This is a genomic window from Streptomyces sp. NPDC059247 (assembly GCF_042754005.1).
Taxonomy (GTDB): Bacteria; Actinomycetota; Actinomycetes; order Streptomycetales; family Streptomycetaceae; genus Streptomyces.
Window position 1 is genome coordinate 26,777 of record NZ_JBHYZW010000009.1, and the last position, 24,701, is coordinate 51,477.

Annotated in this window: 17 protein-coding genes; 7 read left to right on the plus strand and 10 right to left on the minus strand. The window is 73.6% G+C overall.

Going from position 1 to position 24,701, the window contains the following annotated elements; translation table 11 throughout:
- The first annotated feature begins 59 nt into the window (after positions 1-59).
- The 3 genes from ACFXGN_RS18110 (at position 60) to ACFXGN_RS18120 (ending at position 4,993) form a co-directional block, all read left to right on the plus strand.
- Entirely contained in the window at positions 60-1,859 is a 1,800-nt protein-coding gene (locus ACFXGN_RS18110; protein ID WP_384859871.1) for a GAF domain-containing protein, read from the plus strand.
- 276 nt (positions 1,860-2,135) lie between these two features.
- The gene (locus tag ACFXGN_RS18115) at positions 2,136-3,329 is read left to right on the plus strand and encodes an MFS transporter (RefSeq protein ID WP_384860376.1); all 1,194 of its coding nucleotides are present in this window, start codon (positions 2,136-2,138) and stop codon (positions 3,327-3,329) included.
- A 194-nt stretch (positions 3,330-3,523) separates the two neighbouring features.
- Positions 3,524-4,993, plus strand: a complete 1,470-nt coding sequence (locus ACFXGN_RS18120) for an acyl-CoA synthetase (RefSeq protein WP_384859874.1) — start codon at positions 3,524-3,526, stop codon at positions 4,991-4,993.
- A 157-nt stretch (positions 4,994-5,150) separates the two neighbouring features.
- Here the strand turns inward: ACFXGN_RS18120 and ACFXGN_RS18125 are convergent, their stop codons facing one another.
- From ACFXGN_RS18125 to ACFXGN_RS18140, 4 genes are all read right to left on the minus strand, one after another.
- The gene (locus ACFXGN_RS18125; protein ID WP_384859877.1) at positions 5,151-8,834 is read right to left on the minus strand and encodes a S8 family serine peptidase; all 3,684 of its coding nucleotides are present in this window, start codon (positions 8,832-8,834) and stop codon (positions 5,151-5,153) included.
- A 330-nt stretch (positions 8,835-9,164) separates the two neighbouring features.
- Positions 9,165-10,403, minus strand: coding sequence for an MFS transporter (locus tag ACFXGN_RS18130; RefSeq protein ID WP_384860379.1), 1,239 nt, complete (start codon positions 10,401-10,403; stop codon positions 9,165-9,167).
- 59 nt (positions 10,404-10,462) lie between these two features.
- Positions 10,463-10,909, minus strand: coding sequence for a GNAT family N-acetyltransferase (locus tag ACFXGN_RS18135; protein WP_384859880.1), 447 nt, complete (start codon positions 10,907-10,909; stop codon positions 10,463-10,465).
- A 119-nt stretch (positions 10,910-11,028) separates the two neighbouring features.
- Positions 11,029-12,426, minus strand: coding sequence for a cytochrome P450 (locus tag ACFXGN_RS18140; protein WP_384859883.1), 1,398 nt, complete (start codon positions 12,424-12,426; stop codon positions 11,029-11,031).
- Positions 12,427-13,297: 871 nt separating this feature from the next.
- On the opposite strand from ACFXGN_RS18140, the gene ACFXGN_RS18145 reads away from it, so the two are divergent.
- On the plus strand, positions 13,298-13,795 hold the full coding sequence (locus tag ACFXGN_RS18145) for an NUDIX domain-containing protein (protein ID WP_384859885.1): 498 nt from the start codon (positions 13,298-13,300) through the stop codon (positions 13,793-13,795).
- Positions 13,796-13,957: 162 nt separating this feature from the next.
- Positions 13,958-15,622, plus strand: coding sequence for a prenyltransferase/squalene oxidase repeat-containing protein (locus ACFXGN_RS18150; RefSeq protein WP_384859887.1), 1,665 nt, complete (start codon positions 13,958-13,960; stop codon positions 15,620-15,622).
- Here the strand turns inward: ACFXGN_RS18150 and ACFXGN_RS18155 are convergent.
- On the minus strand, positions 15,577-16,077 hold the full coding sequence (locus ACFXGN_RS18155; protein ID WP_384859890.1) for a MarR family winged helix-turn-helix transcriptional regulator: 501 nt from the start codon (positions 16,075-16,077) through the stop codon (positions 15,577-15,579). The two genes, ACFXGN_RS18150 and ACFXGN_RS18155, sit on opposite strands and share 46 nt — an antisense overlap.
- Before the next feature lie 230 nt (positions 16,078-16,307).
- Here ACFXGN_RS18155 and ACFXGN_RS18160 point away from each other — a divergent pair, with 230 nt between their 5' ends.
- Positions 16,308-16,724, plus strand: coding sequence for an organic hydroperoxide resistance protein (locus tag ACFXGN_RS18160; RefSeq protein ID WP_384859892.1), 417 nt, complete (start codon positions 16,308-16,310; stop codon positions 16,722-16,724).
- 301 nt (positions 16,725-17,025) lie between these two features.
- Positions 17,026-19,080, plus strand: coding sequence for a phosphocholine-specific phospholipase C (locus ACFXGN_RS18165; protein WP_384859895.1), 2,055 nt, complete (start codon positions 17,026-17,028; stop codon positions 19,078-19,080).
- Positions 19,081-19,142: 62 nt separating this feature from the next.
- Here ACFXGN_RS18165 and ACFXGN_RS18170 read toward each other — a convergent pair whose 3' ends face one another.
- From ACFXGN_RS18170 to ACFXGN_RS18190, 5 genes are all read right to left on the minus strand, one after another.
- The gene (locus ACFXGN_RS18170) at positions 19,143-20,123 is read right to left on the minus strand and encodes an aldo/keto reductase (protein ID WP_384859898.1); all 981 of its coding nucleotides are present in this window, start codon (positions 20,121-20,123) and stop codon (positions 19,143-19,145) included.
- Between the two features lie 109 nt (positions 20,124-20,232).
- Positions 20,233-21,948, minus strand: coding sequence for a chloramphenicol-biosynthetic FADH2-dependent halogenase CmlS (gene cmlS / locus ACFXGN_RS18175; protein WP_384859901.1), 1,716 nt, complete (start codon positions 21,946-21,948; stop codon positions 20,233-20,235).
- Between the two features lie 136 nt (positions 21,949-22,084).
- Entirely contained in the window at positions 22,085-23,491 is a 1,407-nt protein-coding gene (locus ACFXGN_RS18180; RefSeq protein ID WP_384859903.1) for a class I adenylate-forming enzyme family protein, read from the minus strand.
- Positions 23,492-24,181, minus strand: a complete 690-nt coding sequence (locus ACFXGN_RS18185) for an SDR family NAD(P)-dependent oxidoreductase (RefSeq protein ID WP_384859906.1) — start codon at positions 24,179-24,181, stop codon at positions 23,492-23,494.
- Between the two features lie 26 nt (positions 24,182-24,207).
- The gene (locus tag ACFXGN_RS18190) at positions 24,208-24,513 is read right to left on the minus strand and encodes a hypothetical protein (protein WP_384859909.1); all 306 of its coding nucleotides are present in this window, start codon (positions 24,511-24,513) and stop codon (positions 24,208-24,210) included.
- Between the last annotated feature and the right edge of the window lie 188 nt (positions 24,514-24,701).

Genomic DNA, 24,701 nt, shown 5'->3' on the forward strand with positions numbered 1-24,701 from the left:
CCTCCCGAGCCTCCCGGACACTCCAGGCGAAAGCTCACCATCCGCACGACAATGGGATCATGACGATCACGGACGAGGACACGGACGCGGACGCGCCCCCGGAGGGGGACACCGGCACGTCGACGGCGACGCCAGTGCCGACGCCGACGCCGACGGAAGAGCCCACGGCCGCCGAGGCCGGTCCGGCTGCCCCGCCCGCACCCGGAGGAACCACGGACACGGCACGCGACACGGCGTCGGCCACCGCGCCACGAGACGCCGCGCCCGGAGCAGCCGCGCCCAGGGAATCCGTACCCGGAGCGCCCCGGGAAGCCGTACCCGGAGTCCCCCGGGACGGCGTCGCCGACGCCGGCTCCTCCCGTCTGCCCGCGCTGCTCGAAGCCGTCCTCGGCGTCGGCACGGACCTCGAACTGCGCACCACGCTCCAGCACCTCGTGGACTCCGCCACCGAGCTGACCGGGGCCCGTTACGGCGCCCTCGGGGTGGTCGACCCGGAGGGCCCCCGGCTGACCGGACTCTTCACCTCCGGCATGACCGACGAGCAGCGGAGCCGTATCGGCCGCCTCCCCGACGGTCGCACCGGGCTCCTCGGCGCCCTGGTCCGGGACCCCCGGCCGCTGCGCCTGGACGATCTGACGGCCGACCCCCGCTCCTCCGGCGTCCCCGAGGGGCACCCGGAGATGCGGTCCTTCCTCGGCGTCCCGGTCCGGGTGCACAGCGAGGTCTTCGGGAACCTGTACCTCACCGAGAAGCGGAACGGCGGCTTCACCGAGGAGGACCTCGCGCTGCTGCGGGTCCTGGCCTCGCAGGCGGGCATCGCCATCGGCAACGCGCGCCTGTACGAGACGGCCCGGCAGCGGGAACGCTGGATCGAGGGCGCCGCTGCGGTGACCACGGCCCTGCTGACCGGCCAGTCCGCCGAGAACGCGCTGACGGCCGTCGCCGAACAGGCCCGTGTCCTGTCCGGCGCCTCCGCCGGGGTGGTCCTCCAGCCCACCCCCGAGGGCGGTATGGAGATCGTGGCCGCGTCCACCACGGACGACCCGGGCGACCTGGTCGGCACCACCATCGAGCCCGGTTCGCCCGTCCTGGTCCAACTCCTGGGCGGGGAGCCCGTCTTCATCGAGGACTCGGCGACCGATCCCCGGATGACCACCCGCGTACGGTCCCGGTTCGGCCCGTCGATGATGCTGCCGCTGCGGAGCGGCGGGCGGCTCATCGGCACCCTCGCCCTCCCCCGGCGGCGCGGCGGACCGCCCTACTCGGCGGTGGAGCGGCTGCTCGCCTCGCAGTTCGCCTCGCAGGCGGCGCTCGCCCTGGTCCTCGCGGGGGCGCGGCAGGACCGGGAGCGGCTCGCGGTGTTCGAGGACCGGGACCGGATCGCGCGCGACCTGCACGATCTGGTGGTGCAGCGGCTGTTCGCCACCGAGATGATGCTGGAGTCGACCCGGCGGCGGGCGGCCGGTTCCGCCGAGGACGACGCGCTCCTCGGGCGGGCGGTGGACGAACTGGACTCGACGATCCAGGAGGTCCGTACGACCATCTTCGCGCTCCAGCAGCCGCCCGCCGACGCGCCGACGTCCTTCCGGGGGAAGGTGCTGCGGGAGACCGGCGGGGCCTCCGCCCTGCTCGGGTTCCAGCCTTCGGTGCACTTCTCCGGCGCCGTGGACACCCTCGTCGGGGAGGCGGACGCGGGAGAGATCCTGGCGGCGCTGCGCGGGGCGCTCGCCTCGGCGCACCGGCGGCCCGGGGTCGGCGCGATCACGGTCGAGGTCTCGGTGGGCGCGGGGGGCGCGGTGGGCGCCCGGCTGCGGGTCACGGACGACGGCGCACCGCCGACGACGGTGGCCTGGCCGTAGGCCGTAGCGGCGCTCTCGCCCGCCGGGCGCGACCCCGCCACCCGCCGCAAGCCCGCCGCCGGAGGTCCGTCGCTGGAGGCCCGCCGCCGGAAGCCCGCCGCTGGAGGCAGCGACACCGGAGGCCCGTCGCCGGAGGCAGCGGCGCCGAGGACCCGTGCCGTCCGTGCTCACCCCTACGGAGCAGCCCCGCGCGCCCCGGCCCCTCCCCCGGCCTTGACTGGACGCGTGGACACCGACACCGCGCCGCCGACCGCCGCGGCCTACCGCAATCTGGTGATGGCCACCGTCGGCTTCGCGCTGACCTTCTGGGCGTGGGACCTGATCGCGCCGCTGGCGAGCTGGTACGGCGACCGGCTCGCGCTCAGCTCCTTCGAGCAGTCGCTGCTCGTGGCGGTGCCCGTCCTCGTCGGCTCGCTCGGCCGGGTCCCGGCGGGCGCGCTGACCGACCGGTACGGCGCCAAGGTGATGTTCCCGCTGGTGTCGGCGCTGACGATCGTGCCCGTGCTGCTGTTGATCGTGGTCAAGGACAGCTACGGCCTGATGCTGGTCGTCGGCTTCCTCCTGGGGCTCGGCGGCACCACGTTCGCCATCGGCGTTCCGCTGGTCAACTCCTGGTTCCCGCCCGCCAAGCGGGGGCTGGCGCTCGGGGTGTTCGGCATGGGCATGGGCGGTGTGGCGCTCTCCGGCTACTTCACGCCCAGGATCGCGAAGCACGGCGAGAACCTGCCGTTCGTGGTGGTGGCGGTCGCGCTCGCGGTGTACGCCGTGCTCGCCGCGTTCCTCATCACGGACCGGCCCGGCCGGCCGGTGCCCACCGCGTCCCTGGCGAGCAGGCTCGGCGCGGCCGGGCGGCTGCGGGTGACGTGGGAGCTGTCGGCGCTGTACGCGATCGGCTTCGGCGGGATCGTCGCCTTCGGCGTCTACCTGCCGACGTACCTGAAGACCTGGTACGAGCTGGACCCGACGGACGCGGGCACCAAGGCCGCCGGGTTCGCGCTGGTCACCGTGGTCTTCCGGCCGATCGGCGGCTGGCTCTCGGACCGGGTCCACCCGGCGCTCGTGACGGCCGCCGCGCTCGGCACGGTCGCGCTGCTCGCCATCGTCCAGGCCTTCGACCCGCCGCTGGACCCGGGCGGCACGGTCGCCCTGCTCGTCATGGCGGCCGGTCTCGGCACCGCGAGCGGTTCCGTCTTCGCCCTGGTCTCCCAGGTCACCCCGCAGGCCAAGGTCGGCTCGGTGACGGGCATCGTGGGCGCGATGGGCGGGCTGGGCGGCTTCCTGCCGCCCCTGGTGATGGGCGCGATCTACAGCGCCAAGGGCTCGTACTCGATCGGCTTCATGCTCCTGTCCGACCTGGCGCTCGCGGGCTGCGTGTACGCGTACGGGCGGATGCGCGGGATCCGCCCGGAGGGCGAGGAGCGGCCACCCGCGCCGAAGACACCGGCGGGCACACCGAGCGGGGCCGGGTAGCCCCGGGTAGACGCCCACCGTGCCCCTGTCGCCCCAGCCACCTCTGCCACCCCAGCCACCCCAGTCATCCCAGCCGCCCCGACCGCCCCGTCGAACGGCGGCCCGCCCCGCCCGCCCCGCCCGCTCCGCGACCCGCCTCCCGGCAGAATGCCTTCCGGCGACCTTCGCCCTCGACGAACCGAGGAGTACGAGCGGTGAGTGCGTTCTTCCCTGCCCTGACGGCCGGAGCCGATCCCGGCCGGATCGCCGTGCGCTGCGGCGCGGACACCCTGACGTACGGGGACCTCGCGCGGGCCGCCAGGGCCCTGGCGGACCGGATCGCGGGAGCGGACCGGGTCGCGGTCTGGGCGACCCCCGGGGCGCACACCGTGGTCGCCGTGGTCGCGGCCCTGCTCGCGGGCGTGCCCGCCGTACCGCTCAATCCGCGCACCGGTGAGCGGGAGCTGGCGCACGTCCTCGGGGACAGCGCGCCCTCCGCCGTACTGGCCGGGCCCGACGACGTCCTGCCCGCCGGGCTCGACGGGGTCCCCCGGACCGATGTGGACCTCACGTCCGCCGGTGCCGGGTCCGGTCCCGTTCCGCTGCCCGACGGGCCGGACGATCCCGAGGCCCCCGCCCTCGTCGTCTACACCTCGGGCACCACCGGCCCCCCGAAGGGCGTGCTGCTGTCCCGCCGGGCCGTCGCCGCGTCCCTCGACGCCCTCGCCGGGGCCTGGTCCTGGACGGCCGACGACGTCCTCGTGCACGCGCTGCCGCTGTTCCACGTCCACGGTCTCGTCCTCGGGGTGCTCGGTCCGCTGCGGCGCGGCGGTGAGCTGCGGCACCTGGGCGCGTTCTCCGTCGAGGGCGTGACCCGGGAACTGGGCGCCGGGGGCGGCACGATGCTGTTCGGCGTACCGACCATGTACCACCGGCTCGCGGACGCGCTCGCCGGGGACCCGGCGCTGACCGGGGCGCTGGCGGGGGCCCGGCTGCTGGTGTCCGGGTCGGCGGCGCTGCCGGTCCACGACCACGAGCGGATCACGGCGGCGACGGGCCGGACCGTCGTGGAGCGGTACGGGATGACGGAGACGCTGATGAACACCAGCGTCCTGCCGGGCGGCGGGCCGCGCCCGGGGACGGTCGGGGTGCCGCTCGCGGGCGTGGGGCTGCGGCTCGTCGACGACGACGGGTCGGTGCTCGGGGCGTACGACGGGGAGACCGTCGGCGAGGTGCAGGTGCGCGGCCCGAACCTGTTCTCCGGGTACCTCGGGCGGCCGGAGGCGACGGCGGCGGCCTTCGACGGCGACTGGTTCCGCACCGGCGACATGGCGGTACGGGACCCGGACGGCGCGGTGCGGCTGGTGGGCCGGAGGGCGACCGACCTGATCAAGAGCGGCGGCTACAAGATCGGGGCGGGGGAGATCGAGAACGCGCTGCTCGACCACCCCGGGGTCCTGGAGGCCGCCGTCACCGGCGAGCCCGACCCGGACCTGGGCGAGCGGATCGTGGCCTGGGTGGTTCCGGTGGACCCCGGGAACCCGCCGACGGACGCGGAACTCGCCGCCCATGTGGCGGAGGCGCTGGCCCCGCACAAGCGGCCCCGGGTGGTGCGCCACCTCGACGCGCTCCCCCGCAACGACATGGGCAAGATCCTCAAGAAGGCGCTTCCCGGGGCGGGTTGAGCCCGCCACGCCCCCCGGACCACCGCCCGCCGCCCGCCGCCCGCCTTCCGCTCCTCGCCGGAGAGGTCCGGGCCCCTCCGGAGAGGTCCGGGCCCCTCCGGCACGACGGAGGGGCCCGGACCCGGTGAGCGGCGGACGTGCGCGGTGCGCGGGGGCGCTACCTCACGCCGACCGCGCGGATCAGTTCCTGCTTCACCGAGCCGCCCCGGTCGTCGCGGGCCCCGGCCCGCAGCGAGACGGAGGCGGCGCCGGACGGTACGCGCAGTTCGCCGTTCCAGGCGGCGCCGTGCCGGGACTTCTCGAGGGTGACCTTCCGCCAGGTCGTGCCCTCGTCGTAGGAGACCTCCAGGGTGCCGGTGGCGATGGCGCCGGTGCCGGTGGCGCCCTCCACGTACTCGGCGAAGATCCCGACGGGGAGGGTCCGTCCGGCGCGGACGTCCCCGTTCAGGTCGGTGTCGACGTCGAAGCCGAGGTTGAGCATCGGCAGCCGGGTGGTGCGGCCCTGCGGGGTCTCGGCGGACCGGAAGGTCCATTCACCGCGGCCCTGGGTGGCGAGCCGCCAGCGCTCCGGGTCGAGCTTGGTGTCGGTGACCACCTTGTACGTGGCCTCTCCTGCGGGCGCGTCCCACGCGTAGGCGCCGGAGCTCATCCTGCGGTCGACGCGGACGCCGTCGACGTACACCTCGGTGTACTGGCTCATGGTGTCGTCGCCCCACACGTCGCCGAAGCCGGTGTGGTCGGTGCCGGAGTCGCCCCAGCCGGGGGTGTTGAACCGCAGGTCGTTGCCGGTGCGCTCCTGGCCCCAGCCGAGGCCGGTGCCCAGCCAGGGGTGCCAGACGGGGCCGAACCAGTCGAGGTCCACCCGGCTGCCGCCCCGGTAGGACGGGGTGCCGCCGCGCTGTTCGAGGGAGTCGCCGAGGTCGACGGACTCGTGCCAGCGCTGGCCGGTGCCGGTGGAGACGTACTCGGTGCGGCGGGCCGGGAAGGAGACGTACTCCTTGAATCCGAAGCCGATCGGGAAGGCGTCGGTGATCGAGTAGCGGAACTCGCCGCCCAGTTCCTTCCGCTTGGTCGGCATGTGGAACGTGGAGTCGACGGTGGCCAGTTCGTCACGGCCGGGCCGGAAGACGAGGTCCTTCCCGATGGCGCCGGGGTGCCCCTCGGAGAGGTCGTAGGTGTACGGGGTGAAGCGGGTGCCGGTGAGTTCGACGCGCTTTCCCCGGGCCGCCGCCTCGGCGAGCCGCCGGGCGTCGGCGGCGGCGACGGTGGCGACGGACAGCGGGCGCTCCTGGTAGCCGTCGGTGCCGAACCACCTCATGAGGCGGCCGGGCCGGTCGTCGGTGACGAACAGGGCCCTGGCGCCCGCGTCCTGCGCGGTCTGGGCGAGCCGTACCGGGTCGGCGCCGCCGGTGAGGCGGACGAGGACGGCCTTGCCGGTGACGTTCCTGCCGGTGTACTCGGCGGGGGTGCCGGTGCCCGCGTCGACGAGTCCGAGGCGGTGGTCGCCTTCGAGGAGGGCGGTTCCGGCCTGCGGGGTGGTGTCGGAGAGCCGGGCGCCGTCGACGCCCGTCTCCAGGAGCGGCTTGCCGAGGCGCCAGACGGTCCGGTACTCGAAGGTGCCGGTGGCGGGCCTGCGGGTGGGCGCGGCGAAGACCGAGTCGTAGGTGGCCGGGACCTGGACGGCTCCGCCGTACGCGGCGCCGTTCGCCTTCCGGTCGAACTCCATGAGGAGCTGCCGGGTCTCGGTGCGGCGGCCGACCTCGGCGCGGATCTCGCGCAGCCCCCGCCCGTCGAGGGTGATCTCGCGATCGCGGTCGAGGCTGATCTCCGGGTCGGTGAGGAAGCCGAGGCCGAGGGAGTCCGCGCCGTGGGAGCCGCGTACGTCGAGGAAGGTGTCGACGGCGTACGTGCCGGGCTTGAGCCTCAGTTTCAGGGTGCCGGACCCGTCGACCTGGGCGGGGAAGGGGTCGACGCCCTCGGTGAGCTGCTGGACGGTGAGGGAGGCGGCGGCGGGGGCGCCGTCGCGGTCCTTCACGTGGACGGTCAGGGTGTGGCGCTCCTCCTCCTTGACGAGGCCGAGGGCCGTGTGCGCGACCGGTGTGCCGTCCGCGGCGGCGGTGATCCGGCCGGTCGACCGGCCGACCGGTGCCTTCGTCCCGTCACCGGTGACGGTGGTGCTCGCGGTGCCCCCGGCGGGGACGGTGAGGGTGGTGTCGGCGAGGGTGGCGGTCCCGGCGGGCATTCCCTCCACGGCGAGGTCCAGCCGGACGGCGCTGTCACCGGAGTTGGCGTAGGTGACGGTCCGGGTGACCGGCTCGTTCCGCTCGTACGGCCAGGAGACGAAGCCGAGGTCGGCGGAGCCGGTCGCGGTGAGCCGCGCGGAGATCGCGGCGGGCACGTCGACGCGTCCGGCGCCGAGCGCGTACGGGGAGGCGTCGAGGGTCTTCGAGGAGGACATCAGCGCGTCCTTGAGGCGGGCGCCGGTCCAGTCGGGGTGCCGCTCGGCGAGCAGGGCGGCGACGCCCGCGATGTGCGGGGTGGCCATCGACGTCCCGCTCATGGCGGTGTAGAGGCCGTCGCCGGGGGCGAGCTGGGAGCGGGCCGCGAGGATGCCGACGCCGGGCGCCGACAGATCGGGCTTGAGGGCCTGGTCGCCGTAGCGGGGGCCCTGGCTGGTGAAGTACGCGGCCTCGTCGGCGGAGTCGACGGCGCCGACGGTCAGCGCGGAGTCGGCGGCGCCCGGCGAGCCGATGGAGCCGGGCGCGCCGGAGTTCCCCGCGGCGATCACGAAGAGGGCGCCGGTCTCGGCGCTGAGGGTGTTGACGGCCCGGGCCATCGGGTCGGTGCCGTCGCTGGGCTCCCGGGAGCCGAGGCTCATCGAGACGATCTTCGCGTCGATGTCCTTCGCGGCCCACTCCATGCCCGCGATGATCTGGGACTCCGAGCCGGAGCCCTCGTCGCTGAGGACCTTGCCGACGGCGAGGACGGCGCCGGGGGCGACGCCCTTCTCCTTGCCGTCGGAGGCGGCGCCGCTGCCGCCGACGGTGGACGTGACGTGGGTGCCGTGCCCGTCGCGGTCGGCGACCTCCTGGCCCTCGATGAAGGACCGCGACTCGGCGACCCGGCCGGCCAGGTCGGGGTGGGTGAGGTCGGCGCCGGTGTCGAGGACGGCGACCTTGACGCCCTTGCCGGTGAGCCCTGCCTCCCAGGCCCTCGGGGTGCCGATCTGGGCGTTGGAGTCGGCCATGGCGGCCTCGACCCGGCCGTCCAGCCACACCTTGCCGGGGGCGGCGGCGGTCCGGGCCGCCCCGGTGGCGGTGAAGGCGTCCCAGAAGGCGGCGGGGTCGGTGACGGTGACGGCGGCGCCGCCGACGCTGGGCAGCGGGCGGACGGTCTCGGTGCCGCGCGGGGCGGCGGCGCGGGCGCCCCTGCCGTAGGTGACGATCAGCGGCAGATCGCCCGTCACGCCCTGCTCGACGAGACCGGTCACGTCGAAGAGGCGCGGGTCGAGCGCTCCGGAGGCCAGGTAGGGGCGGGCCTCGTCGGGGACGACGGTGACCCGGCCGTCCGTGATCCGGCTGCGTATCGCGCCGGTGGCGCCCTCGGCCCGGTCGACGGTGACGGTCCGCCGCCCGTCGCCGAGTTCGGTGAGGGTGACGCGGTCGCCGGTGACGAGGGTGACGGTGGCGCTGCTCGCCGCCGCCCTCTTGAAGGTGTCCGGTACGGAGGGGGCGGTGGTCCCGGCGGCGGCGGTCTGCCCGGCCGAGAGCATCACGAGGGAGACGCCCGCGGCGAGCAGGGCGGCCCTGCCTCTGCCGAAGGGTGTGGACCTCGACGTCATCGTTCGAACTCCTCGCGGACCCGGGGTCGGGGGTGTTTCCGGGTGCCGCGAGGAGTCTTGGCCAGCGGGGCGGGAGTTGACGCCTGTCGCCCCTGGCGGTTATGTGCCGTGGCGGTCAACCGCCAGACGGGGAAGGGCGGTTCGGGCCGTACGGGGGTTTTCGGGGCCGCACGGGACCGTCCGGGACCATACGGCCGCCGAGCCGGACGCCCCAGGCACGGCCTGCCCGCCTGCCCACCCACCTGCCCGCCCGCCTGCCGGGTGCCTCACGGGGCCGGGTGCCTCACGGGGCTGGGGCCGGGGCCGGGCACGCCGCGACCGGTCCCGCCGTCACGGAGTCGGGTCGAGCGCGTCGTACCGCCGGAAGCCGCGCGCGTACAGGGAGAGGGCCCCGACCGCGAGGACGCAGGCGATCCCGCCGCCCGTGATCGCCACGGCGGGCGAGGTCAGACCGGCGACGGAGCCCGCGAGGAAGTCCCCGAGCCGGGGCCCTCCCGCGACGACCACGATGAACACGCCCTGGAGTCTGCCGCGCATCTCGTCCGGCGCCGCGACCTGCATCATCGTGTTCCGGAAGATCATCGAGACGGTGTCGGAGTAGCCCGCGACGGCGAGGAACAGCAGCCCCAGCCACAGGTTCCGGGTGAGCCCGAAGACGGCGATGGCGGCGCCCCAGCAGGCGACGGCGATCAGGATCGCCTGCCCGTGGTGGCGGACGCGGCCCTGCCAGCCGGAGAGGACCCCGCCGAGCAGCGCGCCGAACGCGGGCGCGGCCACGAGGAGTCCGGCGGTCCTGGCGTCCCCGCCGTACCAGAGGACGGCGATGGCCGGGAACAGGGCGCGGGGGTGGGCGAGGATCATCGCGCAGAAGTCGGAGAAGAACGTCATGCGCAGATTGGGGCGGGTGGCGAGGAAGCGCAGCCCGTCGAGGACGGAGGCCCGTCGCCCGCCGGTCCGTTCGGGGAGCATCGACGGCAGCCGCCACATCGCGTACAGGCTCGCGGTGAAGGCGACCGCGTCGATGAGGTACGCGGTCTGGTACCCGGCGAGGCCGACGATCAGGCCGCCGAGGCTGGGCCCGACGAGGGTGCCGAAGGTGGTGACCATCGAGTTCAGGGCGTTGGCGGCGCGCAGCTGCTCGGGCGGCAGCAGCCGGGGGATCATCGAGGAGCGGGCGGGTGCGTTGAGCGCGGCGCAGACCGCCTGGAGGGCGACGATCCCGTACAGGAAGCCGACGTGGTGGAATCCGGCGAGCGCGGCGGCGGCGAGCGCGACCGACAGGACGGCGGAGCCGCAGGCGCTGGAGAGGCCGAGCTTGCGGCGGTCGACGGTGTCGGCGACCGCCCCGCCGTACAGCCCGAAGACGACGAGCGGGACCAGCGAGAACAGACCGACGAGCCCGACGGAGAAGGTCGAGCGGGTGATGTCGTAGACCTGGAGGGAGACGGCGAGCGTCGTCATCCCCTGGCCGACCCAGGAGGCGGCGCTGCCGAACCAGAGCCTGCGGAAGTCGGGCGAGGTCCGCAGCGGGGTGAGGTCGGCGAAGAGCCTGCGGCGGCCGGGGTCCACGGGTTCCGGGACGGGCCCCTCCGGCCGGGAGCCGGGTCCCGGGGGCGGCTGGGTGGCGGTCACGCGATGTCGTACCGCAGCTCGGGGCGGTCCCAGTGGACGTGTCCGGTGGGTCGTACCGTTCCGGTGCGGACGGCTCCGGTGCGCAGGTAGAACTCCTCGGCGGGCGGGTGCGCGACGACCCGTACGGTACGGAGTCCGGCGGCCCTGGCCCGGTCGGTCATGTGCTCCATGAGGAGCCGTCCGACGCCGAGGCCCTGGACGCCGTCGGCGACGAACGCGAGGTCCAGCTCGGCGTCCTCGACGAGCAGCGCGTAGAACCCGACGACCCGGCCGTCCGCGTCGGTGGCGACGAAGACGTGGTGGTGCTCGATGTAGGTGCCGCCGACCTGGTACCCCTCGACCATCGAGGCGTAGTCTCCGCGATAGGCGCCGGAGGTCCGGACGAGCCGGGTGAGCCTCGGCGCGTCCTCGGCGGTGGCGCGCCGGACAGTGAACTCGGACATGGGGCGAGTATAGGGGCGTTCTGGGATTTTGATCCTTACGTTTTGATGAACGCGGGGCCCTGACCTGCCGCTGTACGGCCACCGGCCCCCGCTGTACGGGCCTGGCGCCGATGCCCCGGCTACCCGGCGGACCGCCCCTCCGGCTCCCGCTCCCGTCCGGGCTTCCCCGTTCTGGCGGTGAGCAGCATCCGCTGGGGGCCCGGGGAGAGCACGATGCGCGGGACCGGGCGGGGCGGGCGGGCGGAGACCGGGGTCAGCCGCCAGCGGGCGGCGACGGCGGCGAGCGCGAGGGTGGCCTCGGCCGTGCCGAAGGCGTCGCCGACGCATTTGGTGGCGCCGAGCCCGAACGGCAGGAAGGCCTCGCGCGGGACCTCGCCCGCGCTCCACCGGTCCGGGTCGAAGCGCGCCGGGTCACGGTGCAGATCGGGCCGCCGGTGGACCAGGTACAGACAGCACAGGACCGTTCCACCGGCCGGGACGGCGACTCCGGGAGCGAGTTCCACCGGGCGGACGGCGGTCCGGGCGACGGCCCAGGCGGGCGGGTAGAGCCGCAGCACCTCGCGGACGACGTCACCGGCGTACGGCAGCCGGGGCAGATCGGCCCCGGTGGGCGGACGGCCGCCGAGCACCGCGTCGGCCTCCGCGCGCAGCCGGGCGCGGGGCCCGGGGTGGTCCGCGAGGAGCCGCAGTCCCCAGGCGACGACCGAGGAGGTGGTCTCCGCACCGGCCAGGACCAAGGTGGCGGCCTGGTCGCCGAGTTCGCCGTCCGAGAGCGGCCGTCCCCGGTCGTCGCGGGCGGCGAGGAGCAGCGAGAGGGCGTCGTCGCGGTCGGTCCCGGCCGCCCGGTGGGCGGTGACGAGGGCGCCGACCCCCGCCCGCCAGACGGCGAGGGCGCGGCGGTAGCGGCGGCGGGCCGGGGAGGGCACCAGGTCGACGGCGGGGGCGACGACCCGGGTGTAGACACCGCGCAGCAGGACGTCGAGGGCGGCGCGCAGTTCCTCGGCGGCGGCGGGGGCGAGACCGGCGGAGAACAGGGCGCGCAGGGCGACGGCGGTGGTGAGCCGGAACGCCTCCTCGGTGACGTCCACGACCGCGCCGGACCGCCAGCGGTCGGTGAGGGCCCGGATCTCGGCGGTCATGACGGCGGTGTGGCGGTCCATGAACCGGCGGTGGAAGGCGGGTTGGAGGGTCCTGCGCTGCCAGAGGTGTTCGGCGTGGGGGCAGGTGGCGAGTCCGTTGCCGAGGACGGCGCGGACCTTGTCGTAGAGGACGCCGTCCCGGTCGAAGCCCCGGTGGTCGGTGAGGACCCGGCGGACGAGCGCGGGTTCGCTGACGACATGGACGGTACGGGGGCCCATGCGGACCCGGACGACGTCCCCGTGCGCGGGGAGCGAGCCGAGGAAGTCCAGGGGGCGGGTGACGAGGTACGGGAGGTGCCCGAGGAGCGGCCAGGCGCCGGGGGCGAGGGGCCCTTCGCCCCCCGAACACCCTTTCCCCTCAAGCCTCTTGGAGCTCACCGGATGCCCCCGGCTCCCCCTGCGGACACCGGGGCGCCGAAGCCCCGGGAAGGGTCTGGAGATCGCACGGGACGCTACGATACGTCATCATGCGATTGCGAAGTGTGACGGTCGGTGTGTCGGGGGGTACGCCGACGGGCCCGGCCGGTGACACGCGGGGCCGTGGCCACGGGGGCGTGGCCGACCCCTTGCGCGGCGGTACGCCGAGCGGTGGCCCCGGCATACCGCCGCTCGGCGTAGGGCCCGGCGGAACCCATGGCGCGATGCCGCCTGGCGGTACGTCCGGCGGAACCCATGGCGTGCTGCCTGGCGGTACGTCCGACGCCCTGTCCGGTCGCGGGCCCGGCGGGACCCACGACGGCGAGTCCTGCGGCCCGCCCGGCGGAACCCGTGGCGTGCTACCTGGCGGAACCCGTGGTGTGCTGCCTGGCGGTACGCCCGACATCCCGTCCGGTCGCAGGTCCGGCGGGACCCGCGACGGCAGATCCGGCCGTACGCACGGCGGACCCCACAGCGTGACGCCCGGCGGTACGTCCGGCACCGTGTCCGCCGACGCGCCTCCCGGTTTCCCCGGTGGTGGTGCCGTGGTGGCCCGGGGTGTCTCCGGAGGGCCTCCGGACCGTCCGTCGTCGCGGCCGACCCCCGCCCTGGGGCGGTTCACCGGATTCCGCCGGGGCGGACGGGACGCGGCACCGGCCACGGAGCCCCGCCGGACGCGCGGGGCGCCGGACCCGGGGGGCGGCCGGTTCGCCGAGCGCCCCCACCGGGCCCGGCGACCGGCCGACGCCGGGAGGACGGCCGCCGGGGGCGTCCCGGTGTACGGCACCGGCCCTCGCCCCGCGCGTCCCCGCCCGCGCGTGCGTGCGCGGACGTGAACGCGCACGCCCACGAGTGGATCGACTACGTGGACCCCGGGGACCGGGTCGTCGCCCAGGGCCGCAGGACCGCCCAGCCGCCCGGACTGCTCCGCCGGTACGCGGCCACCGTCTGCACCGACCGCGCGGGCCGGGTCCTCCTCTACCGCCGGATGCCCACGGCCGAGGCCTACCCGGACCACTACGACGTACTGGTCGGCGGGGCGGTGCGGACCGGCGAGGGATACCGGGCGGCGGCCCTGCGGGAGTTGCGGGAGGAGCTGGGCTGGGAGCCGGTGGACGGTCTCGCCGAGGCGTACCGGGTGCGCGTGGACGACCCGCACGGCGCCTGCTTCCTGACGGTCCACCGCTGGGTGGCCGACCGGCCGCCCCGGCCCGCCCCGGACGAGGTCGCCTGGTGCGGTTTCGTCGCCCCCCTCACGATCGCCACGGGCGGCTACGCGCCCCTGGTCCCGGCCGGAGCGGACGCGGTGAGACGCCTCTTCCCCCTCTGACCCGCCCCCTCACCCCGTACGGGCGAAACGCCCGCGAACCACACCGGCCACCGCAGACCGCAGACCGCAGACCGGCCACGGCACCGCACCGCATCCCCGCACCCCCGCACCCCGCGAAGAACACCCCCACGAAGAACACCCGCACATGAAGGACACCCGCACATGACGCACTGCGCGCCACCCTTGGCGGGGGCACCCCTCGCCGTCCCCGGGACCCGGTCGGGGACGGTGGCCGCGGACGGCCGCCTCGACCGCGCGCGGGCCCGGCTCGCCGGACGCCTGATGGCGGCGGCGGGAGCCGACGGGCTGCTCCACGCCCCCTGCGACAGCCGCCTCCTGGAATCGGCGCTCGCGCTGCGGCTGCTCACCGTGACCGGCACCGACCCGGACGCCCAGGAGCGCCTGACCCGTCGGCTCAAGACCGCCCTGGACGAGGGCGCGCCGGACCCGCTGCAGGAGGCGGCGGCCCGCGCGGCGATGGGCGAGTACGTGGACGGGCCGGCCGCGCTGACCCGGCTGCTCGGCGGTTTCGACCACTTCACGGCCGGGCGCAAGCGTCTGATGTTCCAGATCGTCCTGGCCGAGCTGGGAGCGCACCCCTTCCCTCGGCTCCCCTCCCCCGGCCGGGCCTTCGACGCGCGCGGTCAGCAGCACTGGCTGATCACGGAGATGGCCGCGCTGAAGGTCCTCCACGCCTTCGGCACCGGTTCGCCCCGGCTCGTCACCGAGGACGACTGGCGGGCGCTCGCCCCCTCCGCGCTGCCGGGCCCTCCCCCGTACGGCAACCATCTCGCCCGGATGCTCGCGCTGCTCGCGCTGCGGCACCGGTCCCGGTACGCGGCGGCGGTACGGGCGCGGGCGCGGGACCTGTGGAGGGAGCTGCGCGCGGACGGCGGGCTGCCGTTCATCACCGGCATGGACGTCTTCGCGACGGCGACCGGCGGGCTCGCCCTGGCCGGGGCGGGAGCGCCCGCGCCCACCCTCCGGGCCCTGGCGTCCGCACTGACGAGCCATCAGAACCATGACGGGGGCTGGGGGTTCGAGCGGGGCGTCACCCAGAGCGACGTGGACGACACCTCGTACTGCGTGGAGTTCCTGCGAGCGACGGCCCCGGAGCGGTGCGGCGCGGAGGTGGTGGCGGGCGAGCGGTACCTGCTGGCGCGGCACGGCGGGGACGGCGGCTTCCCCACCTTCGAGCCGGGCACCGCGTCGGAGGTGGCGATGACGGCGGCGGCGGTGAACGCGCTGGCTCCCGAACCCGCGTACCGGCGGGTGGTGGCGGACGCGGTCCGGTTCATCACGGACCGCCAGGAGGCAGCCGGGCCCTTCGAGCGGAGCTGGAGCCTCAACGAGAGCAACGCCCTGTTCCGCGCGGTCCTCGCGTACGACTCCTTCCTGGCCGCCGCGCCGGGCCACCCGGCGCTCGCCGGGGTCGCGCGGGCCCGGACGCGGGCGGTGGCGCGGCTCGTGGACACCCAGAACGCCGACGGCGGCTGGGGGCACGTGCCGAGCGACCCGAGCGACCCGATCAGCACCGCGTACGCGCTGATCGGGGTCGCCAGGACACCCGCACTGCCGTCGGCGGTGGGTGCGACGGAACGGGCGGTGCGCCACCTCCTGGACCGGCAGCTCCCCGACGGCGGGTTCGTCTCGCGTCCCGACCAGGCCGGTCCGAGGCCCCTGGCGTATCACGTGCCGCTGCTCACGGACGTCTGCGTACTGCTCGGCCTGAACCACGCGCGCGCGTCCGTCGCACCGGCCGGTCCACGACGGTGGGCCGGTCAGCCGCCCGAGGCGCAGGGGGCGGGGCCGTCCGGGGCGGAGTGATCGGAGCGGTCCAGCCGGGCGGTCAGCTCGTCGAGGCGGTCGCGCAGGTCACGGACCTCTTCGAGGCGCAGACCGGTGGCCGCCGCGATGCGGCGGGGGACGCCGAGGGCCCGCTCCTTGAGGGCGGCGCCCTCTGCGGTGGGGCGGACGGTGACGGACCGCTCGTCCTCGGGGCTGCGGCGGCGCTCGACGTGTCCGGCCGCCTCCAGCCGCTTGAGCAGCGGCGACAGGGTGCCGGAGTCGAGGCGGAGGCGTTCGCCGATGCCCTTCACGGGCAGTTCGCCGTGCTCCCAGAGCACCAGCATGACGAGGTACTGGGGGTAGGTGAGCCCGAGGTCCTTGAGGGCGTCGCGGTAGACGCCGTTGAAGGCGCGGGTGGCCGCGTGCAGCGCGAAGCAGATCTGGTGGTCGAGCCGGAGGAAGTCCTCGTCCGGGACCGTGGCGGGCGTCTCCATGCCGCCAGGATACGCGAGACCCTTCACCCACGATTGAGTTGTGCACAATTGAATTGTGCGCTATCAATAGAGGGCGGGCACGACAGAGGGCCACCGCGACCGAGGTCACCGCGCGGGCGGGCCACCGCACCGGAGGGTCACCGCTTTCCGGACCTCCCGGACCTCACGGACCTCACGGACCTCACGAATCTCCCGAACCTTCCGGACCTCCCGAGGACAGGACGAGAACCATGGACGCCATCTACACCGCCGTCGCCACCGCCAACGGCCGCGAGGGCCGCGCCGTCAGCTCCGACGGCCACATCGACCTCGCCCTCGCCCACCCGCGGGCGCTCGGGGGCGACGGCCGGGGCACCAACCCCGAGCAGCTCTTCGCCGCCGGATACGCGGCCTGTTTCGCCAGCGCCATGCAGCTGATCGCCCGCCAGGAGAAGATCGACGTCACCGACGCCTCGATCACCGCGGAGGTCACGATCGGCAAGGACCCCGCCGACGGCGGCTTCGGCCTCGCCGTCGTGATGCGCGCCGAGTTCCCCGAGCACCTCCAGGGCGAGGCGGGCCGCGCCCTCCTGGAGAAGACCCACGCCTTCTGCCCGTACTCGAAGGCGACCCGGGGCAACATCGCGGTCGAGCTCGTCGTCGAGTAACCCTCCCCGCAGCCGCCCCCGTTCGTACGAGAGCCCCGACGCGCCCCCGCGCGCCGGGGCTCTCCGGGGACCGGAGGCCACGGAGGCCCCGAGAAGGGACGAGACGCGAGGGGCGGGAGGGAGCAGGAGAGGCGGGAGGGGCGGGCGCACGAGGGGTTCGTCCGCCGTACGCCGGGCAGTCATGGGACGGCCGCCGGGCAGTGGCCCACGGGCGCTGTCCTTGGGGCGCCCGCCGGGCAGACGCCCGGCCGTCCCGCGCGCACCCGCCCCGTACCCGTACCCCCTCCGGAGGAGTCCCCCCATGGCCGCACTCGACCGTCGCCGCTTCCTCCAGCTCGCGGGCGGAACGGCCGCGTTCACCCTCCTGTCGGAGAGCATCGCGCGGGCCGCCGCGATCCCGGCGCAGGGCTCCACCGGCACGATCCAGGACGTCGAGCACATCGTCGTCCTGATGCAGGAGAACCGTTCCTTCGATCACTACTTCGGCGCGCTGAAGGGCGTGCGCGGCTTCGGCGACCCCCGGCCGGTGACCCTGCCGAGCGGGAACCCGGTGTGGCACCAGTCCGACGGCAAGAAGGTCACCCTCCCCTTCCGCCCCCCGAGCGACCGCCTCGGCATGGAGTTCCTCCAGGGCCTCAACCACGACTGGGCGGGCGGCCAGAAGGCCTTCAACAAGGGCCGCTACGACCAGTGGATACCCGCCAAGACCCCGGCCACGATGGCGTACCTCACCCGCGAGGACATCCCCTTCCACTACGCCCTCGCCGACGCGTTCACGATCTGCGACGCCTACCACTGCTCGTTCATCGGCTCGACCGACCCGAACCGCTACTACCTGTGGAGCGGTCACACCGGCAACGACGGGACGGGCGGCGGCCCGGTCCTCGACAACGCCGAGGCGGGCTACGGCTGGAAGACCTACCCCGAGCGCCTGGAGGCGGCCGGGATCTCCTGGAAGGTCTACCAGGACATCGGCGACGGCCTGGACGCGGCCGGTTCCTGGGGCTGGATCGACGACGCCCACCGGGGCAACTACGGCGACAACTCGCTCCTCTACTTCACCAGTTACCGCGACGCCCGGCCCGGCGACCCGCTGTACGAGAAGGCCCGCACCGGCACGAACGCCAAGGCGGGCGAGGGCCTCTTCGACCGGCTGCGGGCCGACGTCCAGGGCGGAAAGCTGCCCCAGGTCTCCTGGATGGCCGCCCCCGAGGCCTTCTCCGAACACGCCAACTGGCCCTCGAACTACGGCGCCTGGTACATCGCACAGGTCCTGGACGCGCTCACCTCCGACCCGGACGTGTGGGCCCGTACCGCCCTGTTCCTCACCTACGACGAGAACGACGGCTTCTTCGACCACGTCGTCCCGCCCTACGTCCCCGGCTCCGCCGCCCAGGGCCTGTCCACCGTGGCGACCGGGCTCGACCACTTCCCCGGGAAAACCGGCCGCGTCGCCGGACCGTACGGCCTCGGCCCGCGCGTCCCGATGATCGTCGTCTCCCCCTGGTCCACCGGCGGTTACACCTGCTCCGAGACCTTCGACCACACCTCGGTCATCCGCTTCGTCGAGCAGCGCTTCGGTGTCCGCGAGCCCCAGATCTCGCCCTGGCGGCGGACCGTCTGCGGCGATCTGACCTCGGCGTTCGACTTCACGCGCACGGACACCTCGGCCGCCGTGCTGCCGCCGACCGCCGGTTACCGCCCGCCGGACGGGAACCGGCACCCCGACTTCCCCGCCACCGCCCCCGCGACCGGGTCCATGCCCCGGCAGGAGCCCGGCGCCAAGCGGACCCGCCCCCTGAAGTACGCGCCGTACGCCGACGGCGCCGCCGACACCACGGCGGGCACCTACCGCCTCACCTTCTCCGGCGGCCCCTCGGCGGGCGCGCAGTTCCACGTGACCTCGGCGAACCGCACGGACGCCCCCTGGACGTACACGACGGAGGCGGGCCGGACGATCACGGACACCTGGAACACCACGTACTCCAAGGGCCTCACCGACCTCACGGTCCACGGCCCCAACGGCTTCCTCCGCCGCTTCCGCTCCCCCGGGAGGACGGCGGTCCCCGAGGTCACCGCCCGCCACGACGCCACCACCGGCGACCTCGGCCTGACCTTCACCCACACGGGCCCGGCCACGACCGTGACCGTCACCCACGCCTACGCGAACGACCGGTGGACCCTGCGGATCCCCCAGGGCGGGACGGTCACCCACACCGTCCCGCTGGCCTCCTCGTCCCGCTGGTACGACGTGACCGTCACGTCCCCGGCGGCCCCGGACTACCTCCGTCGCCTCGCGGGCCACGTGGAGACGGGCGCGCCGGGCACGACGGACCCGGGAATCCTCACGTACTGAGGGCCGGGCCCCACGAGACGTACTGAGGGCCCGGCCCTACGAGACGGGCTGAGGGCCCGGCGCTACGAGCGGTCCATCATCAGCATCTGCTCCTCCGTGTGGTGCCCGCCCTCGGCGGGCGGGAGGGCGTCGAGCCGGGCGAGCAGTCCGGGGTCCAGCCGGACCCCGGTGGCCGCCGTGTTCTCCTCGACGCGGGCGGCCCTGCGGCTGCCGGGGATGGGCACGACGTCCTCCCCCCGGGCGAGCAGCCAGGCGAGGGCCACCTGCGCCGGGGTGGCACCGGCCTCGGCGGCGACGGCCGCGATCTCGTCGGCGATCCGCAGGTTCCGGGGGAGGTTCTCCGCGGTGAAGCGCGGATTGTCCGCCCGGAGGTCGGAGGCGTCGAAGCTCCCGGCGGAGCGGACCGCGCCGGTGAGGAAGCCGTGGCCGAGCGGCGAGTACGCCACGAACCCGATGCCCAGTTCCCTCAGGACCGGCAGCACGGCCTCCTCCGGGTCCCGGGTCCACAGGGAGTACTCGGACTGGACCGCGGCGACCGGGTGGACGGCGTGCGCGCGGCGGATCGTGGCGGGCCCTGCCTCGGAGAGGCCGATGTGGCGGACCTTGCCCTCGGCGACGAGGTCGGCGAGGGCCCCGACCGTCTCCTCGATCGGGACGCCGGGATCGACGCGGTGCTGGTAGCAGAGGTCGAGGTGGTCGGTCCCGAGCCGCCGCAGCGAACCCTCCACGGCCGCGCGGACGTTCGCCGCACCGCTGTCGAGCCTTCCCGGGCCGCCGCCCGCGTGGGAGACCAGGCCGAACTTCGTGGCGAGCACCACCTGGTCGCGCCGGCCTCGGACCGCCCGGCCGACGAGCAGTTCGTTGGTGTAGGGCCCGTAGATCTCGGCGGTGTCGAGGAAGGTCACCCCGAGGTCGAGGGCCCGGTGCAGGGCGCGGACGGATGCCGCGTCGTCGGTGCCGGATCCCGTGTAGCCGAAGGACATGCCCATGGTCCCCAGGCCGATCCTGGAGACCTTCAGGCCCCCTATGCTCGTGTGCTTCACCGGGCCGCCTCCTTGGGGCGCGAGGGTGGATGGGACCGCCGGGGCACCGGCCCCTCCGGCCGGAGGGGGCCGGTGCGGAGGGGCGGTGCCCCGGCGGCGGCGGGGGGCGTCAGACCTCGTACTCGACGCCGACGCCGCCGAAGTGGAGCCGGCCCTGGACGAGGACCCGGTCGCCCCGGTCGTCGTATCCGGTGAGGAGACCCGACTCCATCAGCCGGACGACGATCTGGGTGCTCAGCTCCTGCCTGCCGACGGCGCCGAGGCGCTTGACGAGGGTCTTGTAGCCGAACTCCTCCTCGGCGAGGTCCTGGAAGACCTGCCGGGCCTCCTCGTCCATCGGGTACTGGGCCATGTCGGTCCCGTCCCCGTTGGCCAGGACCTCCCGCTGCTCCAGCCGGAAGCCGAGCGGCTCGACCCGGTAGTGCGGCTTGAGGACGGCCTTGCCGCCGGTCCACCGGAAGCGGCTGATGCTGTTCAGCTGCTTGGTGAGGTCGCTGATCCAGCGGACCCGCGCCGGGTTCAGCTCGCTCTCGCTGAACTCGTCGCTGAGTTCGGGGCGCTGGTGGCGGCCGATGGAGATCATCGTGGACGCCCGGTCCCGGAAGGACGTCACCGTGCCGCCGGAGTCCTCGGGGCCGTTGCCCACCAGGCTCTCGAACCACGTCCTGCGGGTCAGCCGGTCGTCGTCGGACTCGGTGATGCGGCGCTTGCGCCAGAACTCCGAGTCGGGCTCGGTGAAGGAGGCGAAGGTGTAGAAGGAGGCGAGGAACTGGTGGTACTGCTCGTACGCCTCGCGGTAGGTGCGGTTGTACCAGGCGTGCACCGCGTCCCGCTCCTCCCCGTGGTGGGTGATGCGGTCGATGGCGGCGGCGGCGGAGACGGCCGACTGCGAGGCCAGGTGCACGCCCTGCGAGAACAGCGGGTCGGTGAAGCAGGCGGCGTCACCGCAGAGGAAGAAGCGGTCGGCGGAGAACACCTCGGTGTCGTAGGACCAGTCCTGGACGATCCGCACCTCGTCGACCTGCTCCGCGCCGTCGAGGATCTTCATGGCCTTGGCGCACTTCGCGAGCGTGGCCGAGTAGAAGGCGTCGGCGCCCTGTTCGCGCACCTCGGCGGACTTCGAGCGGTCCACGACGAGTCCGACGCTGTACAGGTCGCCCTTGAGCGGGATCATCCAGACCCAGCCGTCCTCGAAGGTGATCGAGTACGTGGTGCCCTTCAGGTCCCCCTCGAAGGGGTCCTTCAGCTTGAAGTACGACCAGACCGCGAAGTTCCGGTAGAACTCGTCGTACTGGCGCACGCCGAGCTTGCGGGTGAGGGGACCTCCCGAGCCACCGGCGTCGATGACGAAGTCGCTCTCGACGACGACGCTCTCGCCGCCCTGCCGCACCGTCAGGACCACCCGGTCCGGGTCGGACAGGTCCACGTCGGTGACGGGGGTCTCCTCGTGCACGGTCACGCCCCGGCTGCGGGCCTCGTCGAGGAGGAGCTTGTCGAACTGGCCGCGGTTGACCTGGACGGCGTGGTCGAAGACCCAGGGCGTGACCTTGGGGGCGGCGAAGGAGAAGGTCCAGGGTGCCTGGTCCTGGCCCCAGAGGAAGGTCGCCGAGGGCTTCTTGACGTAGTTCTGCGCGTCGATCCGCTCCTGGAGACCGAGCCGGTTGAGGATCGACATCGTGCCGGGCAGCAGCGACTCACCGATGCGGTACCGGGGGAAGGCGGACCGCTCGTAGATCGTGACGTCGTGGCCGAGCTTGTGCAGGGTGAGGCCCGCGACACTGCCGGCCGGCCCTCCACCGATGATCGCCACCTTCGATCGTGCCATCACGTACTCCTTGGGACGGGGACGGGCTGACGGGACTCCGGGCCGGGGCGGCACGGAGCCGGTTGGGAACGGGGCGCCGCCGGACGGGACCGGCGCGCGGGTGCGGACGGGGGGAGGACGCGGACGGGGAGGGTGTTCACTCTCCGTCGGCGCTCGGCCGGGACCGCAGCTTCTTCATGCGGTCCGACATCCCGATCGTGTCGACCACATTGATCTTCGAGGGCATCTTGAACGGTTCGACCCGGCCGGAGAGGAACTCCGTCACGTGCCTGCGGAGCTCCGCACGGGTGAGCGGGCCCCGGGGTTTGACGTCCACGCAGACGGACTGGCCGGTGATCGCGTTCGGGCTGCCGTACACGACGCAGTCCTCCACGAGGGGACTGCCCATGAGGACCGACTCGAGTTCGAGCGGGAGGAGCTTCTCGCCGCCGACGTTGATGATCTCCTTGGCGCGTCCCTTGATCCGGAGGTAGCCGTCGGCCGCCTCCTCGACCAGGTCGCCGGTCCTGAACCAGCGGTCCTCGGTCAGCGAGTCGTCGTCGTAGTTCAGATAGCCGAGGAACTGCGTCCGGCTCCTGAGCTGGAGTTCGCCGTCGACGACCCGGTGCTCCACCCCGGCGCCGGAGATCTTGAAGTACGTGCTGCTCGACGACTCGCTGGTCGTGGTGGCGATGCCGGTCTCGCTGGTCCCGAAGGTCTGGAGGAGCCTCACCCCGGGGAAGGTCCGGTGGACCCGTCGGAGCAGTTCGTCGGACATCGGCTCGGTGCCGTACGTGATCAGCCGCAGGCTGCTGAGGTCGTACGTGCGGTGGTAGCCGCCGACCATCATCAGGTTGAGGTAGGTCGGGCTGGTGGGCAGGACGAGGATCCGGTGGCGTTCGATCAGGGCGCAGATCTCGTCCGGGGTGCGCTGCCGGGGAAGGACCGCGGTCCCGCCGACGAGGAGGGTGCTGAGCAGCGAGTTGATGCCCCCGATGTGGTCGAACATCAGCACCATGAGGATGTTGAGGGCGTTCTCCCGGCGGCGGGGCCGCTTCTCCAGCTTCTGGTCGACGAGGACGTCCAGGTTGTGGAGGATGACCTTCGGCGCGCCGGTGCTGCCGCTGCTGAGCAGGACGAGTCCCGCCGCTCCCGGGTCGCCGAGCCTGTCGTGCACGGTCCCGGGCCCTTCGGCGGTGTCCGGGCCGGTGGTGGCCGCCGGTTCCGCGAGGTCCTGGATCTCGACGCCGCTCTCGGTCGTCCTGACCAGGTGTCCCGGACGGCAGTGCTCGACGAGGGTGTCGAGGGTCGTGCCGGTGAGCGTCACCACCGGCACGACGACGTTCCTGCCCAGGTGGAGCGCGAACAGGGTCGCCACGGAGTCCAGCGAGTAGTCGCCGTGGACGACGACGGTCTCCCGGGGCCTCACCCCGTGCAGCGCCAGCCGCTCCCTGAGGGCGCGGATCCGCTTCAGGAGCTGCGCGTACGTGACGGCGGTCCCGTGGTCGAACAGCGCCGTGCGTGTGCCGAAGTCCTCGAACCTCCGCACCAGTTCGTCACGCATTCAGTGCACACCCCCAAGGTAGAGCGTCTCGCCGGTGATGAACTCCGACTGCCGGCCGATCAGGAATTCCACCGGCCCCACGATGTCGGCCGTCGTGCACTGCCTGGATATCGCCTGGCGCTCGATCAGCACATCGATCTTGGACCGGGGGACCGTTCTCGTGAGGACGGTGTGGACGGGCGGAAGCCCTATTCCGTTCACCCTGATCCCGAACGCGGACAGCTCCTTGCTCATCACCCGTACGAGCTGTTCGACCGCGCTTTTGCTTGCTGAATAGGCGAGCTGTCCTTCGAGGGCCCAGGGAACGGCGACCGTGGAGACGTTCAGGATCGCGGAACTCTGCTCCGTCGATTTCCGTAACAGTTTGACGGCCTCTCGGCAGCAGTTGAGGACCGCGAAGAAATTGATGTCGAAAATCTTCCGGGAGGTCTCGTCGGGCATCGTCATGAAATGGTTCATCGTCGACGTCCCCGCGTTGTTGACCAGCGCGTCGAGCCTGCCCTGCTCCCGCCGCACCCGCCGGAACATCTCCCTCGTCGCGCCGGGGTCCGCGAGGTCCGCCTCGTGGTGCCGGTACCGGGGGTGCTCGATGGTCGCGGGTCTTCTGCTGCACCCGACGACCTCGTGTCCGGCCTCCAGGAAGTGCTCCGCGAGGGCCTTGCCTATGCCGGTCCTGGTACCGGTGATCATGAGGATCATCAGAGTGATGACCTGCGCTAACCGTGTACGCCGGCGAGTTCGAGCTCCTCCTCGACGAAGCCGATCAGCCTGCGGACGCTGCTGAACGGGCTCACCCGGCGGGACACCGCCTTCTCCGACGTGAGCGAGACGTCCGCGCCGAACTCGTCCTCGATGTTCTCCTCCACCAGCGAGAGGAAGGCCACCAGGTACATCGACTCGAAGACACCGGAATCACCGTACAGACACAAGTCGAGCACATGATCGGTGGGAATCTTCTCCTCACGTGTCAGATTGATCTCGTCGAGCGCCGCCACGACGACCTTCTGGATTCGATCCGTCACTTTCAGACCTCCGCCCAGCATTGAAGAAAGAGCCGATCCGGTCGGCAGCCGGTCGGCACTCCGACCCGACGCCTGGATTTTTATGTCATAGGCCCTTGGTCGGCGCAAGGCCGTTCAGACCTGCCGGACCACGGTGAGTCCTGCGAATCCCCCTCACCTCTGAGGGTGTTCAACTGTCCCGCTCATTC

Excerpts from the sequence above, each read along its gene's own strand:
- ACFXGN_RS18110 (WP_384859871.1), top strand. The coding sequence starts at position 60 with ATGACGATCACGGACGAGGACACGGACGCGGACGCGCCCCCGGAGGGG.
- ACFXGN_RS18115 (WP_384860376.1), top strand. The coding sequence starts at position 2,136 with ATGGCCACCGTCGGCTTCGCGCTGACCTTCTGGGCGTGGGACCTGATC.
- ACFXGN_RS18125 (WP_384859877.1), bottom strand. The coding sequence starts at position 8,834 with ATGACGTCGAGGTCCACACCCTTCGGCAGAGGCAGGGCCGCCCTGCTC.
- ACFXGN_RS18135 (WP_384859880.1), bottom strand. The coding sequence starts at position 10,909 with ATGTCCGAGTTCACTGTCCGGCGCGCCACCGCCGAGGACGCGCCGAGG.
- ACFXGN_RS18150 (WP_384859887.1), top strand. The coding sequence starts at position 13,958 with ATGACGCACTGCGCGCCACCCTTGGCGGGGGCACCCCTCGCCGTCCCC.
- ACFXGN_RS18155 (WP_384859890.1), bottom strand. The coding sequence starts at position 16,077 with ATGGAGACGCCCGCCACGGTCCCGGACGAGGACTTCCTCCGGCTCGAC.
- ACFXGN_RS18160 (WP_384859892.1), top strand. The coding sequence starts at position 16,308 with ATGGACGCCATCTACACCGCCGTCGCCACCGCCAACGGCCGCGAGGGC.
- ACFXGN_RS18165 (WP_384859895.1), top strand. The coding sequence starts at position 17,026 with ATGGCCGCACTCGACCGTCGCCGCTTCCTCCAGCTCGCGGGCGGAACG.
- cmlS (WP_384859901.1), bottom strand. The coding sequence starts at position 21,948 with ATGGCACGATCGAAGGTGGCGATCATCGGTGGAGGGCCGGCCGGCAGT.
- ACFXGN_RS18180 (WP_384859903.1), bottom strand. The coding sequence starts at position 23,491 with ATGCGTGACGAACTGGTGCGGAGGTTCGAGGACTTCGGCACACGCACG.
- ACFXGN_RS18185 (WP_384859906.1), bottom strand. The coding sequence starts at position 24,181 with ATGATCACCGGTACCAGGACCGGCATAGGCAAGGCCCTCGCGGAGCAC.